The organism is Collinsella tanakaei (assembly GCF_016900375.1).
Classification (GTDB): domain Bacteria; phylum Actinomycetota; class Coriobacteriia; order Coriobacteriales; family Coriobacteriaceae; genus Collinsella.
Map to the genome: position 1 here is coordinate 65,571 of NZ_JACJKB010000007.1, position 15,180 is coordinate 80,750.

10 protein-coding genes are annotated in these 15,180 nt (G+C 63.6%); 5 read left to right on the forward strand and 5 right to left on the reverse strand.

All coding sequences use genetic code 11. From position 1 onward, the window contains the following. Positions 1-143 precede the first annotated feature (143 nt). Positions 144-1,145 (forward strand): LacI family DNA-binding transcriptional regulator, encoded by a 1,002-nt coding sequence (locus tag H6A16_RS05925; RefSeq protein ID WP_204617080.1) that lies wholly within the window; start codon positions 144-146, stop codon positions 1,143-1,145. A 97-nt stretch (positions 1,146-1,242) separates the two neighbouring features. On the opposite strand, the gene H6A16_RS05930 is transcribed toward H6A16_RS05925, so the two are convergent. Further along, a complete protein-coding gene (locus tag H6A16_RS05930; protein ID WP_204617082.1) occupies positions 1,243-2,433 on the reverse strand; it encodes an MFS transporter in 1,191 nt (396 codons plus the stop codon). A gap of 404 nt (positions 2,434-2,837) precedes the next feature. Here H6A16_RS05930 and pyk point away from each other — a divergent pair, with 404 nt between their 5' ends. Together pyk and H6A16_RS05940 are read left to right on the forward strand one after the other, a co-directional pair. Continuing rightward, a complete protein-coding gene (gene pyk, locus H6A16_RS05935; protein ID WP_204617084.1) occupies positions 2,838-4,298 on the forward strand; it encodes a pyruvate kinase in 1,461 nt (486 codons plus the stop codon). Positions 4,299-4,461: 163 nt separating this feature from the next. Continuing rightward, positions 4,462-5,445: a hypothetical protein gene (locus tag H6A16_RS05940; RefSeq protein ID WP_204617086.1), complete on the forward strand. Its 984-nt coding sequence runs from the start codon at positions 4,462-4,464 to the stop codon at positions 5,443-5,445. A 258-nt stretch (positions 5,446-5,703) separates the two neighbouring features. Here the strand turns inward: H6A16_RS05940 and H6A16_RS05945 are convergent, their stop codons facing one another. From H6A16_RS05945 to pheS, 3 genes are all read right to left on the reverse strand, one after another. Further along, entirely contained in the window at positions 5,704-6,525 is an 822-nt protein-coding gene (locus tag H6A16_RS05945; RefSeq protein WP_204617089.1) for a hypothetical protein, read from the reverse strand. Positions 6,526-6,627: 102 nt separating this feature from the next. Further along, positions 6,628-9,084 carry a phenylalanine--tRNA ligase subunit beta gene (gene pheT / locus H6A16_RS05950; RefSeq protein ID WP_204617091.1) on the reverse strand — a complete coding sequence of 819 codons (2,457 nt, stop codon included), beginning with the start codon at positions 9,082-9,084 and terminating at the stop codon, positions 6,628-6,630. 308 nt (positions 9,085-9,392) lie between these two features. After that, a complete protein-coding gene (gene pheS, locus H6A16_RS05955; protein WP_275052359.1) occupies positions 9,393-10,469 on the reverse strand; it encodes a phenylalanine--tRNA ligase subunit alpha in 1,077 nt (358 codons plus the stop codon). A 564-nt stretch (positions 10,470-11,033) separates the two neighbouring features. Here pheS and H6A16_RS05960 point away from each other — a divergent pair. Beyond that, positions 11,034-12,563 carry a carboxypeptidase M32 gene (locus tag H6A16_RS05960; protein WP_204617093.1) on the forward strand — a complete coding sequence of 510 codons (1,530 nt, stop codon included), beginning with the start codon at positions 11,034-11,036 and terminating at the stop codon, positions 12,561-12,563. A gap of 79 nt (positions 12,564-12,642) precedes the next feature. Beyond that, entirely contained in the window at positions 12,643-13,593 is a 951-nt protein-coding gene (locus tag H6A16_RS05965; RefSeq protein WP_204617095.1) for an SPFH domain-containing protein, read from the forward strand. A 113-nt stretch (positions 13,594-13,706) separates the two neighbouring features. Here the strand turns inward: H6A16_RS05965 and glmM are convergent, their stop codons facing one another. Beyond that, positions 13,707-15,047, reverse strand: a complete 1,341-nt coding sequence (glmM, locus tag H6A16_RS05970; RefSeq protein ID WP_204617098.1) for a phosphoglucosamine mutase — start codon at positions 15,045-15,047, stop codon at positions 13,707-13,709. Between the last annotated feature and the right edge of the window lie 133 nt (positions 15,048-15,180).

The following is a 15,180-nucleotide window of genomic DNA, read 5'->3' on the forward strand; positions in this document are numbered from 1 at the left end:
ACTATTCATCTGATTTACCGTGGATTACGTCCGCCGATACTTGCACAAACCGGCAAGTCAGGGCCATATTAGGTACGAGATTTCGCTTGGGTCGGATGCGGGCTTCGACCACACATATATATAGAGTAGACAGGGAGGGTGTCATGCCGACACTGAAAGACGTTGCCCAGCTGGCAAATGTCGACGTGAGCACCGTCTCACGCGCCCTCAACAACACCGCTCACGTGCATCCCGCCACGAAGGCACGCATCCTCAAGGCCGCCAAGGAGCTGGGGTACCGCCCCAACCCGATCGCGCAGGGGCTGCGTCGCGGCAGGCAGCACACCATCGGCATGGTGCTCCCCCGCCTGCAGCTCACCATCTTCGCCGAGATCGCGCAAGGCGTCGAGGAAGAGGCCCAGCGATTAGGTTACTCCATCATCTATGCCAACAGCGGCGATGACCCCAAGCGCGAGGCGGAGAGCCTGAATCGCATGCGCAGCGGCTTCGTGGACGCCATCATCATCGCCGGCACGGGCAAGAACGGCCGTCTGCTGCGCGACATCCAGACGGAGGGCACGCCCGTCGTCCAGGTTGTCCGCATGCAGGAGCAGAGCCTCTCGAGCGTCGTGGCCGACTACTACGCCTGCAGCTACGAGGCCATCCATTACCTGATGGAGCAGGGCTGCACGAAGATCGGCCTCATCAACAGCCCGCGCTCCATCTCGCCCTACAAGCGCCGCTACGATGGATACCGCGACGCCGTGCGCGAGCACGGACTCGAGAGCATCTACGTGACGCCCTCATCCAACATGGAGCCCAACAACTACGAGTACGGCTACCGCTGCGCCACGCGCCTGCTCGACGAGCACCCCGACCTCGACGCCATCGCCGCCGCCGTGGACATCCAGGGCCTCGGCGCCCTGCGCGTGCTGCACGAGCGCGGCATCCGCTGCCCCGACGAGGTCCGCGTGATGAGCCTGACCGGCCACTCGATCGGCCGCATGCTCGAAACCACGATGACCTCCATGGAGGTCCCCGCACTCGAGATGGGCCAGAAGGCGGCGCGCATGGCCATCGAGGCCATCGAGACGCCCGAGGGCAACAACGCTGCCCGGCAGCACCTCGTGTTCTCCCCCACCCTCGTGGTGCGCGACAGCGCGTAAGGGCTGCGAAAACGCATTCAGAACATGCCGCAAGGCAAACGACCCCGGTTCCGGCCTGCCGCCGGAACCGGGGTCGCAATCGTTTCGGATCGGATAGTTACATCCTGCGCAGGCCCTTCGAGCACGCGTAGACGGCGAGCGCCAGCGGCACGGTGATGGCGAGCAGCGGATAGAAGAAGTTGAGGTCGACGGCGCCGAACAGCACGCCCGCGATCATGGGGCCGACCGACATGCCGATGTCGAGGCCCATGTAATAGGTGCTGTTGGCCATGCCCGCGTGCTCGGGTCCGACCAGGCGCACCGCGGTCGACTGGCACACGGAGCACATGATGCCGTAGCCTCCTGCCATGCAGGCCGCTGCCGCGAACATCGCCACGTTGCCGTGCATGACGGTGAGCAGGACCATCGAGGCGATCGCCGAGATGGACGAGGCGATAAGGAACGGACCGAACTTCACCGTATCGAACTGGTGCTTGAGCAGATAGCGCATGGCGAGCAGCACGAGCGCGTAGGCCGGGAAGAACAGGGTGACCGAGACGTCGATGCCGCGCGCGTCGACGAAGCTCTCGATGAAGGACTGGGTTGCCATATAGGGAATGGTGAAGAGCGCGATGATGAGGCCCGCCGGGACGACGCGCTTGTCGACTAGCGCGAGCTTGCGATGGGCGCGCGGCGCGCCCTGCTGGTCCTGCTTGACGGCAACGGGCTCGCCGGGGTTGCTCACGAACTGCACGAGAACCATGGTCATGACGGCCATAAGGCCACCGAACACGAGGGCGGGACGATAGCCGAACGCATCGCTGATGGCGAGCGCCGCCGCCGGGCCGACCGCCATGCCGAGCGCGTTCATCATGCCGAACATGCCCATGCCCGAACCCACGTGCTCGGGAGGCAGCAGCGAGGCGAACCAGGTGGACATGCACACCGAGCAGAACGCATAGCCGGCGCCGCTCGTGAGGCGCAGCACGGCGACCTGCAAGGGGTCGGTCGCAAACGCGTAGAGGATCATCGAGCCACCCAGGACGAGCGAGCCGATGGTCGCGATGCGGCGCTTGCACATGATGTCGGAGAGGTTGCCGGCGATGGGGCGCATGACGAGCGAGCAGACGTTCATGAGGCCGCCGATGATACCCATGAAGGCCGCGGTCGCGCCGAGCGAGCCCGCGAAACCCGAGATGACCGGGGTCGAAAGCATGGTACTGCTCAGATAGAAGAAGCTCGCCGCCAGCATGATACGCGCGTCGCGCGAAAGCCCGCGGCGACGTCCAACCGCTTTAGTCTCACCCATCTCGATCACCTGCCGCCATCTTTGCCCGGCCGTCCGATGTGCGATGGTCAGGCACCTTAAGGAATGTAGCGCGCCTAGTGTAGCCGCGTCTAACTTTTGCTTCAACGGCCCACACGTTTGAATCGTTTGAGCGAAACGATTCTGCAGCTTTTTGCAAACTGCAGGTCCAGCCGCCATGCTTTGCAGGCAACGTTTGCATGGGCGCTTGGGGATTTGTTTTGGACTCTTCTTGTTGTATCCTGTTCGAACAAGTTACATCAGATATCATAAAATCGATTTCGTAGAAGGAATGTGGCAACTCTTCGATGACGGAAGGTTTGCAAACCCCTGCGAACAAATCGCTTATAATATGCCATTGGTAATTCGTTTTATCAGCGCAAAGGCAACGTCAGATGGAGGTCTGAATGTACAAGCGCACTAAGATCGTCTGCACCATGGGTCCCGCCTGCGACAACGACGATACGCTCCGCGAGATGATCAAGAGCGGCATGAACGTCGCTCGCTTCAACTTCTCGCATGGCTCCTACGAGGAGCATCACGAGCGCATCGAGCGCGTTCGTCGCGTCTCCCGCGAGCTCGGCATCCCCGTCGGCATCCTGCTCGACACCAAGGGCCCCGAGGTCCGCACCGGCCTGCTCAAGGATCACGCCAAGATCACCGTCCACGAGGGCGACAAGATCATCGTCACCGCTCAGCCCACCACCGAGGACTGGCTCGGCGACGAGACCCACATCTCCCTCGACTACTTGAAGCTCCCCTCCGAGGCCGAGGCCGGCTCCCTCATCCTGATCGATGACGGCCTGGTTGCCCTCGAGGTCGAGAGCATCGACGGCCAGGACATGCACTGCGTCGTCAAGAACACCGGTGAGATCGGCGAGCGCAAGGGCGTCAACATCCCCAACGTCGACATCTCCCTGCCCGCCATCACCGACCGCGACCGCGAGGATATCCTGTTCGGCATCAAGGAGAACATCGACTACATCGCTGCCTCCTTCATCCGCAACGCCGCCGCCGTCGAGGAGATCCGTCACCTCTGCCGCCTGAACGGTGGCGAGCACGTCACGATCTACCCGAAGATTGAGTGCGCCCTGGGCGTCCAGAACTTCGACGACATCCTCGAGGTCTCCGACGGCATCATGGTCGCCCGTGGCGACCTGGGCATCGAGATCGCCGCTGAGCTCGTGCCGCACATCCAGAAGGAGATCATCGCCAAGTGCAACGCGGCCTACAAGCCCGTTATCACCGCTACGCAGATGCTCGACTCCATGCAGCACAACCCGCGCCCGACCCGCGCCGAGGTTGCCGACGTCGCGAACGCCATCTACGACGGCACCGACGCCGTCATGCTCTCCGGCGAGACCGCTGCCGGCCAGTACCCGGTCGAGGCCGTGAAGATGCAGGCCCATATCGCACACGAGACCGAGAAGCACCTGCCCGTGCACGCTCCCCTCGTTGCCCCCGAGAACGCTCACGGCACCCGCGTGATCAACAACGTCGTGGGTATGTCCGCCGTGAACATGGCCACCGTCGTGGGCGCCAAGTGCATCACCACCCCCACCACCACCGGCCGCACCGCGCGCCTGATCTCGCACTTCCGCCCCAACGTGCCCATCTGCGCGTTCTCCCGCCACGAGTGGGCCGTCCAGCAGATGATCATGTACTGGGGCGTCGAGCCGCACCTGGCCGCCATCACCCAGGGCACCGTCAACGGTACGATCATCAAGGCCATCGAGACCGCTAAGGAGCTCGGCTACGTCAAGGAGGGCGAGCTGACCGTCGCGACCGCCGGCGATCCGCGTATGTCCATCCACCTCGACGGCAAGGCGACCTCCACGAACGTGGCTTACGTCGCTCAGGTCCGCTAAGCGCACATACCGCAGCTCTTGCGACAGCTTGCCCCCGTCCGGTTCGCCGGGCGGGGGTTTTCTTAGTTTTCCACATGCTTTGCTTTGCTAGTTTTGATTTCTGTTTGATACGTTATTTTAATTTCTAATACATTCTGTACTTATTTTATGACATACTGTTCGTATGAAGAAATTTTATGCAACAGGAGACTCTGCGTTACAGCTCATTCGTCTGGGCCTCCTTCCACGTGACTACGCATCCTACGCGTTTGTCCCGAGCGATATCCTTGATGCCGCAAGTTGCGCCCGCGATATCAAACCGCTCGCCGCTTCCTCAGATGCGATTCGTCGGCTCAGTACCCCTTACACGGCTCTTGTTCCGGAACATGCACAGCGACGGACCTCGAAGCTCATCACATGCAAATCACTATCTGCAACCATCGAGGAACCCTATCTCGTCGGCATCGATGAACACTGTCTTTGCGTCATTCCCGAACTCCTATTCGCGCTGTACTGTCAACAGCACAACATGGCGTCGAGCGTGCAGCTCGGGCTCGAGCTATGCGGAACCTATACACGCCCTGCCTACTCCAACCGCGAGTGCTTCGCTTCTTACGATCTTGGCAAGCTCACAGATGTGCTCTCTATCCGTGGATTTCTTTCCCGTAACCCGGGAATCTACGGTATGAAGCGCGCTACACGATTTGCCCGCTACCTACAGGACAAATCCGCTTCGCCTATGGAAACCAATCTGTTTCTTCTGCTTTGTCTTCCCGTCTCAGAAGGCGGATACGGCCTTCCCCTGCCTGAACTGAATGCCGACCTTCCCATCATCCAATACCTCGGCTCGAATCATGAACCGGGGGTTCGCTATGGTGACCTCGTGTTCAAATCGGCTCACGTCGTCTTGGAATATCAGAGCCAGGAGCATCACAGTGAGCCGAACAAGATCGAAGCCGACGAGGACCGTCGCGATGATATCGAAGCGACCGGCTATACCGTCATGTTCATTACGCCCTTCCGCATCAAGGACTTCGACCGATTCGAGGCCGTAGCGCAGCGACTTGCCTATTATCTAGGCATCGATTTCTCACGGTGCGAGCCCGGCAGGACCGAAAAGCGCCTCGCCCTTCGGAGGCTTCTACTGCCTGCTACATGGAATGTTTAGAATATTCGTATTTTCCCAGTTGCTTGCCGCGCATATGTATAGGATTCACGGGCTAAAGGGCACGACCGGGCGCGAAAGTGAAGTTGGGTACGATTTTTCGGTGCCCATTCGCCACAGGCGGAACACCTTGTAATAAAACCGCAGGATTCAACTGGGCTTTTGTTAAGGGATACAGCACCTGTGAGACTTGGGCACCGAAAAATCGTACCCAACTCGTATACATAGCCTATTAGAGCTTCGCTTGATGAAGGTTGGTGTCTACAAACGCTCCTCAAGCGCCCGATCGGTGGCATCGAGGACGTCGTTGAAGGTGATCTCGAAGAAGTCCTCGGTGAGGAGCTGGTACGGAACGTGATCGGGTACGCCGTTCGTGCGAACGATCTCGTGAGTCACCACAATGGCGTCGTGTACGTGAGGAGCGGCAATGGCATATTGGGGAAACGCCGCAGCAGCCTGCAGGAGCTCCGACGTTTCACGCGGAATCGACGAGATAGGCAGCATCTTGCCGAACCCATCGAAGTCACCCTGCTTCTTGATGCGGAACTGCTCGGACGGCTTGCCGCCGTGCTCGTCAAGAAATTGGTTCACGCGCGTGTTCCACAGGTTGTCCGCCAGCAGGTGAGCCCAGGTGCCCAGCAACAGGTCAAACAAGGTGCGAGCAGGGCTCGGCAGGCAGGGCGCCACGTCGTCGGGCGCGCTCGCGGGCTGCTCTGCCGCCTTCTGTCCCTCGAAGCGCTGGGGAAAATGCACGCGATCGATCGCATTGCGCTCCTGCTCGATCGTCGTCGGCACGACATGAGCGCACTGCAGGTCGCTCGCGGTCAGCCGGGCATACTGCGGAGCCACATAGGTATCCCAGAACTCGCGTTCGCGCGGCTTGGGGATGAACTCCGGCGCCGCAAAATGGGTCTTGCGATACGGGACGGGTTGGTCGATTCCGGGCACCATATAGCCGACCATGATATCCGGCACCAGGTTGCCGAACAGAAACGCGTTGGCGTCGCGGACGGCACGCGTGACGGCGCCGCCGCGTTCCAGCAGACGCTCGGTCTGGGCGATATGGATGTTCCAACTCGGCATGTTTCGCAGCCCTCTCCCCCGTGATAGCAGGGACCCGCGCCAAGCGCGGGTCCCTCTAGTATACGCCGTTAAACAGGCGGTTATGTAAGCCGTGCGGCAACCTTAGGCGCGCACCTCGCCGCCCGTGGCCTTGCAGACCTTCGTGACCAGCTTGGAGTGGGCCTTCTCGACTTCCTCGGAGGTCAGCGTGTGGTCGTCGGAACGGTACGTCAGCGCGAACGCCATCGACTTCTTGCCTTCGCCCACGCGAACCGGATCGCGGTAGACGTCGAACAGGCGCACGCCAGCGAGCAGCTTACCGCCCGCGCTCGTGATACGACGCTCCAGATCCTCGCAGGTCACGCTCTCGTCGACCACGATGGCCAGATCGTGCTCAACGCTCGGGAAGCTCGAGAACTCGTGGTAGGCCTCCTGGTTGCGCGCACCGGAGAGCAGCGCGTCGAAGTTGAGCTCAAAGGCCACCACGGGCAGATCGATATCCATGGCCTCGCGCGCGTCGGGGTGGATCTCGCCGACCCATCCGAGCACCGTGCCGCCCGAGAGAACCTCGGCGCCGCGGCCGGGCTGCAGGAAGGCGTAACCCTCGCCCTCGGCGGGACGGAAGCGCACCTTCTCGATGCGCAGCTGGGCCAGCAGCTCCTCAACCACGCCCTTGCCGTCGAAGAAGCGCAGCGGACGGTACTTCTGCAGCCAGGTGATGTCGTCCATGGCGCCAGACAGCACGCCGGCGAGGCTCATACGCTCCTTGGGCTTGCTCGCGTTCTCGCGGCCGTGGAACAGGCGCCCGATCTCGTACAGCTGCACGTTGGCGGTGCCGTGGGCCTCGTTGTAGGCAACGGAGCGCAGCAGGCCCGGGATGAGCGAGCGGCGCATCTCGGTCTGGTCGGCGATCAGCGGATCCATGAGGACCACCGGGCATCCGCGACCCTCCTCGGACATGCCGATCTTCTTCAGGTCGTCCGCCGCGGCGAAGCCGAAGGTCGTCGTCTCGTTGAGGCCGCAAGCACGAAGGATCTGACCGATCTTGCGGGTGAGATGCTGGTCGCGGGTCAGGCCGCCGATGTGGTTCTTGGCCGCCGGGATGGTCGCCTCGACACGATCCATGCCCCACAGGCGCAGAATCTCCTCGATGAGGTCGATCTCGCGCGGTAGGTCGGGGCGGAAGCTCGGGGTCACAACGTGGAACGTGTCGTCATCGGCGCGCGAGACCGTGCAGCCGAGGCGCGTGAGCGCGCGCTCGACGAAGTCGGCCTCGATATCGGCGCCGCAGATGGCGTGCACGCGCGAGAGGCGCAGCGTCAGCTCGGGCTGCTGCTTCGGCGCAGGATACAGGTCCACGTAGCCGGGTGCGACCTCGCCGCCGGCGAGCTCCTCGATAAGGGCGCAAGTGATGTTGGCGACATCCACGCAGCCGGTCTCGTCAACCTGGCGCTCAAAACGGATGGAGGCGTCGGAGATGAGCGACAGGTCGCGGCTCGTGTGCGAGGTGCGGCCGGCGTCGAAGCAGGCGCTCTCGACCATGACGTCGACGGTGTCGTCCTCGATCTCGGAATCCATGCCGCCCATGACGCCCGCCAGCGCAACAGGGCGCTCGCCGTCGGTGATGAGCGTCATGCCCGCGGAGAGCGTGCGCTCGACGCCGTCGAGGGTCGTGAAGGCCTCGCCCTCCTGCGCGGCGCGGACCACGACGGAGCGCTTGCCGTCGCGGGCGGCGAAGGTGGAGAGGTCGAAGGCGTGCAGCGGCTGGCCGGTAAGCATCATCACGTAGTTGGTGATGTCGACGATGTTGTTGTGCGGACGGATGCCGAGCGCGGTCAGGCGCTGGACCATCCAGTCGGGGCTCGGGCCGACCTTCACGTTGCGCACGATGCGCGCGACATACCGGTCGCACATGCCCTCGCCGTCGAAGGTGACCGTGAGCTCATCGGCGGTCGGAGTGCCCTTCTCCTCCTTGATCTGAGGGTAATCCACGTGGTAATCGCGGTCGTAGATGGCTCCGACCTCACGGGCGATACCCACCATGGAGAGGCAGTCGGGACGGTTGGGCGTGATCTCGCAGTCGAGCACCGTCTCGGAAGTGCCCTGATACTGCGCGAACGGCACGCCCACCGGCGCGTCGGGCGGCAGGATCATGATGCCCGAGTGATCGCCGGAGAGCCCCAGCTCGCGCGCGGAGCAGTTCATGCCGCAGGACAGAACGCCGCGCAACTTGGACTTCTTGATCTTGATGCCGCCGGGCAGCTCGGCGCCGATCATGGCGGTCACGATGTGGTCGCCCTCGTTGAAGTTCTGGGCGCCGCAGACGATCTGCAGCGGCTCGGGATTGCCATCCTCGCCCAGATTGAACTGGCCCACATCGACCTTGGTGACCCACATGTGGTCGGAGTCGGGATGGGGCTCCTTGGACAGCACCTGAGCGGTGACGACGTGGTCGAACGACTCGCCCACGGTATCGACGGACTCCACCTCGGTGCCCGTGCGGATGAACTCTGCGACCAGCTCTGCCGGGTCGCTCGGCAGCTCGATCATCTCGCCGAGCCAACTATACGGAACGCGCATCGCGTCTTCTCCTCTCGATATGTGAAATAACCCTAGGGGTTTTCTTACATCTGACAACGGAGACGGCTTTTCCAGGTGCCCGAGATTGGGGTGAAAGAGGAGGGTGCACGCCTAGCGTGCGGCGCCCAACGATTGAACCCCAAGGTCGGGTGCCTGGGAAAGCCGCAGGGATCAATGGACCTGCAACGGAGACGGGTTTTCCAGGTGCCGCAGATTGCCCTGAAAGAGGAGGGCATAGGCCTTCGCGCCATGCCCGACGATTGAAGGGCAAGGTGCGGTGCCTGGGAAACCCGCGGGGATCAGTCAACCTAGAACTGGTTCAAGAAGCGCATATCACCCGTCATGAGCGTGCGCAGGTCGGGCAGGTCGTAGCGCAGCGCCGCCACGCGCTCGACGCCGATGCCGAAGGCGAAGCCGCTGTAGCGCTCAGGGTCGATGCCGCAGTTGACGAGCACGTTGGGGTCGACCATGCCGCAGCCCAGGATCTCGATCCAACCGGAGTGCTTGCAGAAGCTGCAGCCCTCGCCGTGGCACACGCCGCAGCTCACGTCGACCTCGCAGGAGGGCTCGGTGAACGGGAAGAAGTGCGGGCGGTAGCGCGTCTTGCGCTCGGAGCCGAACATGCACTTCACGAAGTAATCGAGCGTGCCCTTGAGGTCGCCGAAGGTGATGCCCTCGTCGACCACGAGGCCCTCGACCTGGTTGAACTGGGGCAGGTGGCAGGCGTCGGGGGTGTCGGGGCGATACACCGTGCCCGGCGCGATCATGTAGATGGGCGGCTTCTGGCTCTCCATGATGTGCACCTGCACGCCAGAGGTCTGGGTGCGCAGCAGGACGTCGGACTCGCCGTGCGCGTGCGCCTCGGAGTGGGCGCAGGTGCCCGGCGCGTTGTCCACGACGTAGAACGTGTCGCGCGCGCTGCGGCTCGGGTGATCCATGGGGGCATTCAGCGCGGTGAAGTTGTAGTAGGTCGTCTCCACGTGCGGACCGTCCTCGACCGTGTAGCCGATGCCGCAGAAGACGTCCTCCATCTCCTCGATGATCTGGTTGATGAGGTGCTGATGGCCGATCTTGGGGCGGGCGCCCGGCAGGGTGACGTCCACAGCCTCGGTGGCCATGAGATCGCGCATGGCGGCGCGCTTGAGAGCGCCGCCGCGGCTCTCGACGAGGCTCTCGGCAAGACGGCGCAGCTCGTTGGCGCGCTTACCCAGAACGGGGCGCTCCTCGGGGGCGACCTTGCCCATCATGTGCATCACCGAGGTGATCTCGCCCTTGCGGCCGAGCAGCGCCACGCGCGCCTGCTCGAGCGCCTCGGGCGTGGCTGCGCCCTCGATCATCTCCTTGGCCTTGGCTTCAAGCTGGTCAAGGTCTTCGATCAGACTCATGAATCATCCCTTCTCTAACAAAAAAACCGTCCTTCGCGCTTGGGACTGCCCCCTCGCGCCAAGGACGGATAAATCCGCGGTACCACCTTGTTTGGCTGCCGGATGTCAGGCCCGACATGCCCTCTTTTGCCCGATCTCGCCCGGGCGGGCGGCTTCCCTACTCAGCACACTTGGCGCCGTTCAGGTCGCTGCTCGGGAGTGAACGCTGCGTCCTTGCCCACGCAGGAAGGCTTTCAGCCGGTGACCTTCCCTCTCTTGCCGGGGCGCGGCGGGCGCAACCCTCTCCGTCATCGCGTTGGGGGCAAGGATAACACAAGGATGTGTGCGCTCGGTGCCTCAACGCGCGATGTCCACTTTCAGGACGGAGATGTTTTCGGACATCCGGCGCCGCGGGCGGGTTGGCCTCTCTGGGGACGTAGCCGGGAGGTGCCACGCCGGGAGTCCCGGACGGCAGCTTCGTCGCGGTGGCCGGCGTGGCGCCTCCCGGCTACGTCCCCAGAGAGGCCAACCCGCCCGAAACCGGCTACACTTAGCCCATGAGAAACGCCGAACAAGGGGGTCGCCATGGGCAACAAGACCAAGCACAGCGCGAAGAAGCTCGAAAAGAAGCTCCGCAAACTCGAGCGCGAGCTGTGGACCTACGAGTACCTGACCAAGATCACGCAGTTCGACGGCGCCACGATCGCACCCGAGAACGGCGCCGCAGCGCGCGGCGAGGCGCTGGCAGCCCTGAGCTCTGCACATCACACGCTGCTTACCCGCGACGCTTCGCGCGAGCTCATCCACGATCTGAAGAAGGCTGCAGCCAAGGGCAGGATCTCCGGTCAGCTGGCCGACGAGGCGCGCGTGCTCGCGCGCGACCAGCGCGAGGCCTCTGCCATCCCAACCGCGGAGGAAGAGGCCTGGACGCGCCTGACCTGCGAGGCCGACGCCGTGTGGCACAAGGCCAAGCTCGCAAACGACTGGGCGTCGTTTGAGCCCTATGTGGACCGCATCGTGGAGACCCTCAAGCGCCACGCCGGCTATCTCGACAGCAGCAAGGACCCCTACGACGTGCTGCTTGACCAGTACGAGCGCGGCCTGACCGCCAAGAGCTTCGACGCCTTCTGCGACCAGGTGCGCGAGACGGTCGTGCCCATCGTGCACGCCATCGTCGAGCGCGGCTACCAGCCGAACACGAGCTTCTTCGACGCGCGTGTTCCTGCCGACCTGCAGAAGAAGATCTCGTTCGACCTCATCGAGCTTATGGGCATCGACCGCGCCGACACGACGCTCGCCTTCACTGAGCACCCCTTCTCCGAGGGCTTCTCCGCGGGTGATGCGCGCATAGCCACCCATATCTACGAGGACAACCTCATCTCGAACGTCTACTCCATCATCCACGAGGCGGGGCACGCCGCCTACGAGCTGGGCGTCGACCCCGCCTACAGCTACACCTGCCTGGCCGGCGGCACCTCGATGGGCATCCACGAGAGCCAGTCGCGTTTCTTCGAGAACATCGTGGGCCGCAGCCGCGCCTTCATGGGCCCGTTGCTCGGCGTGCTGCGCCGCCGCGTTCCGGCCGTGTTCGGCAGCGTCTCCGAAGACGAGCTCTACCGCGCCGTGAACATCGCGCAGCCCTCGCTCATCCGCACCGAGGCCGACGAGCTCACCTATCCGCTGCACATCATGATCCGCTACGAGATTGAGCGCCTGCTGTTCTCCGGCGAGGCAACGGCGCGCGACGTCCCCGGGCTGTGGGCCGACCTCACCCGTCGCTACCTGGGCATCGAGGTTCCCGACGATACGCATGGCTGCCTGCAGGACACGCATTGGTCTGGCGGCGACTTCGGGTACTTCCCGAGCTACGCGCTGGGCAGCGCCTACGACGCGCAGTTCCTGATCGCCATGGTCGGCGACGGCATCGACGTGGGAGCCGCCTGCGCCGCGGGCGACCTCGCCCCCATCCGCTCGTGGCTCGAGCAGAAGATCTGGCGCTGGGGCCGCAGCAAGGACGCCCCCGAGCTCATCGAGCTCGCCTGCGGCCAGCCCTTCGACGCCACGCCGTACTGCGAGTACCTCGCCAAGAAGTTCGGCGCGCTCTACGCTCTGTAACCTCAGGCCTCCGACCGTACGGGCCTGCTAACATGTGGGTACCCTATTCGCAAACGTCCCTTCGTTCTAAGGAAGCACCATGGCCCTTCTGTTCAGCATCCTCGGGCTTATCGTTATCGTCGCCATCATCGCGACGGTGACCGGCAACCTGTTCTTCGTCGTCAAACAGCAGCACGCCGTCATCATCGAGCGCTTGGGCAAGTTCCATCGCATCGTGGGCGCGGGCTTCCACGCCAAGATCCCGTTCATCGACCGCAAGGCCGCCACGGTGAGCCTGCGCACGATGAAGAACGGCTTCGACATCGACGTGAAGACCGAGGACAACGTCACCATCGGCCTCGAGGTCTCCGCTCAGTACCACGTGAGCTACGAGCTCGGCAACACGCCCCAGGAGTCCGGCGTGTACAAGAGCTACTACATGCTCCAGCAGCCTGTGGCGCAGATGCGCGACTTCATCACCGACGCGCTGCGCAGCTCCATCCCCGTCTACACGCTCGACGAGGTCTTCGCCAAGAAGGACGACATCGCCAAGGACGTCAACGCTACCGTGTCCGAGCAGATGGCCGCCTACGGCTTCACCCTGGTGTCGACGCTCATCACCAAGATCGCCCTGCCCGCCGAGGTCGAGAACTCCATGAACCAGATCAACGCCGCGCAGCGCACGAAGGCCGCCGCTCAGGACCTGGCCGAGGCCGACCGCATCCGCCGCGTGACCGAGGCCGTGGCCGAGGCCGAGGCCATGGAGAAGGCCGGCGAGGGCATCGCCAACCAGCGCAAGGCCATCGCCGCGGGCATCAAGGACTCGCTGGAGATCATCCAGGAGACCGGCGTGGGCAACGACGAGGCCAACCAGCTGTTCATGTTCACGCAGTGGGCCGAGATGATGAACGAGTTCGCCAAGAGCGGCAAGAGCGCCACCGTGGTGCTGCCGAGCGACTTCCGCCAGGCGGCGAGCATGTTCGAGCAGATGGTCGTGGCGAGCGACGCCCACGACGCCGGCAACATGCCGCCTGCGACGCCGCAGCAGTAAACGGCAGCGGCTACAGCCAACGGTTAAAGGGCGGCCGGGCGCATATGCCCGGCCGCCCTTTGCTATGCGCAGGGGGAGTTGTACGTGAAAGTTTGGGACCTGTCCCCAAACTTTCACTCGGCGCGGAAGGGCTCCAGCGCCTTGACGACGAAGGCGTTCGCCTCGCGGCACAGCGCGTCGGTCGGCGCCTCGGCGAGCGTGCGGACCAAAGGCTCGGTGCCGCTCGCGCGCACGAGCACGCGGCCGCGGTCGCCGAGGAACTCCTCGGCCTCCTTGACCGCCGTTAGGACGGCAGGATCGTTCATCGCGGCGTCCTTGTCGGTCACGCGCACGTTGACGAGCTCCTGCGGGTACAACTTCACGGGCGCGCACAGCTGCGAGAGCGTCTCGCGCTCGGCGCGCAGGACCTCCATCACGCGCAGGCTCGTCATGATGCCATCGCCTGTGCACTCGATATCACCGAAGATGATGTGGCCGGACTGCTCTCCGCCCAGGCTGTAGCCGTTGGCGCGCATGCAGGCGTACACGTGCTTATCGCCCACCGCGGTGGTCTCGTAGGTGAGGCTCGCCTCGTCGAACGCCTTGAACAGGCCGTAGTTGCTCATGACGGTGGGCACCACAGTGCCGCCGGTCAGACGGCCGTGCTTGTTGAGGTACACGCCGCACACGTACAGGATGAGGTCGCCGTCGACCACGTTGCCGTGCTCGTCCACGGCGATGCAGCGGTCGGCGTCGCCGTCGTAGGCAAAGCCCACGTCCAGGCCCTGCTCGACCACGTGACGGCGCAGGCGGTCGATGTGGGTGGAGCCGCAGTCGACGTTGATGTTGAAGCCGTCGGGCGCGTTGTTGATCACGCGCACGTCGGCGCCCAGGGCGTCGAACACGGGCTTGGCGACCGACGAGGCGGAGCCGTTGGCGCAGTCGAGGCCGACCTTCACACCCTGCAGCGAGAAGTTGGCGCTCGCGATGAGGTGGGCGATATAGCGGTTACGGCCCTGCATGTAATCGATGGTGGCACCGATATGGTCGCCCGTGGCCAGCGGAATCTCGCATTCGCCGTCGATGTAGGCCTCGATGAGCTCGAGGACGTCCTCGTCCATCTTGTAACCGTTGCCGTTCACGAGCTTGATGCCGTTATCGGTATAGGGGTTGTGTGAGGCGGAGATCATGATGCCGCAGTCGAAGCGGCCGTCGACCGTCTCGTAGGCGACGCCCGGCGTGGGAATGACGTGCAGCATGTAGGCGTCGGCACCGGAGGCGACAAGACCCGCGATGAGGGCGGATTCGAACATGTAGCTCGAGCGGCGGGTATCCTTGCCCACCACGACACGCGCCTTGCGATCCTGGCGAGCACCGTAGTACCAGCCGACATAACGGCCGATCTTGAAGGCGTGGTCGACCGTCAGGCCCTTGTTAGCCTCGCCGCGGAAGCCATCGGTGCCAAAGTACTTCATCGTTTCGTTCCCTTCGACTCATCGTCGAGACCGCCGCGGGTTCATGCGGACGCGGCGGCGCGCTGTTCAATCAACTGGCATACGCCAGCGCCACCATTGTAGCGATACGCCCCCGCTCGCGCCAACGTGTCCA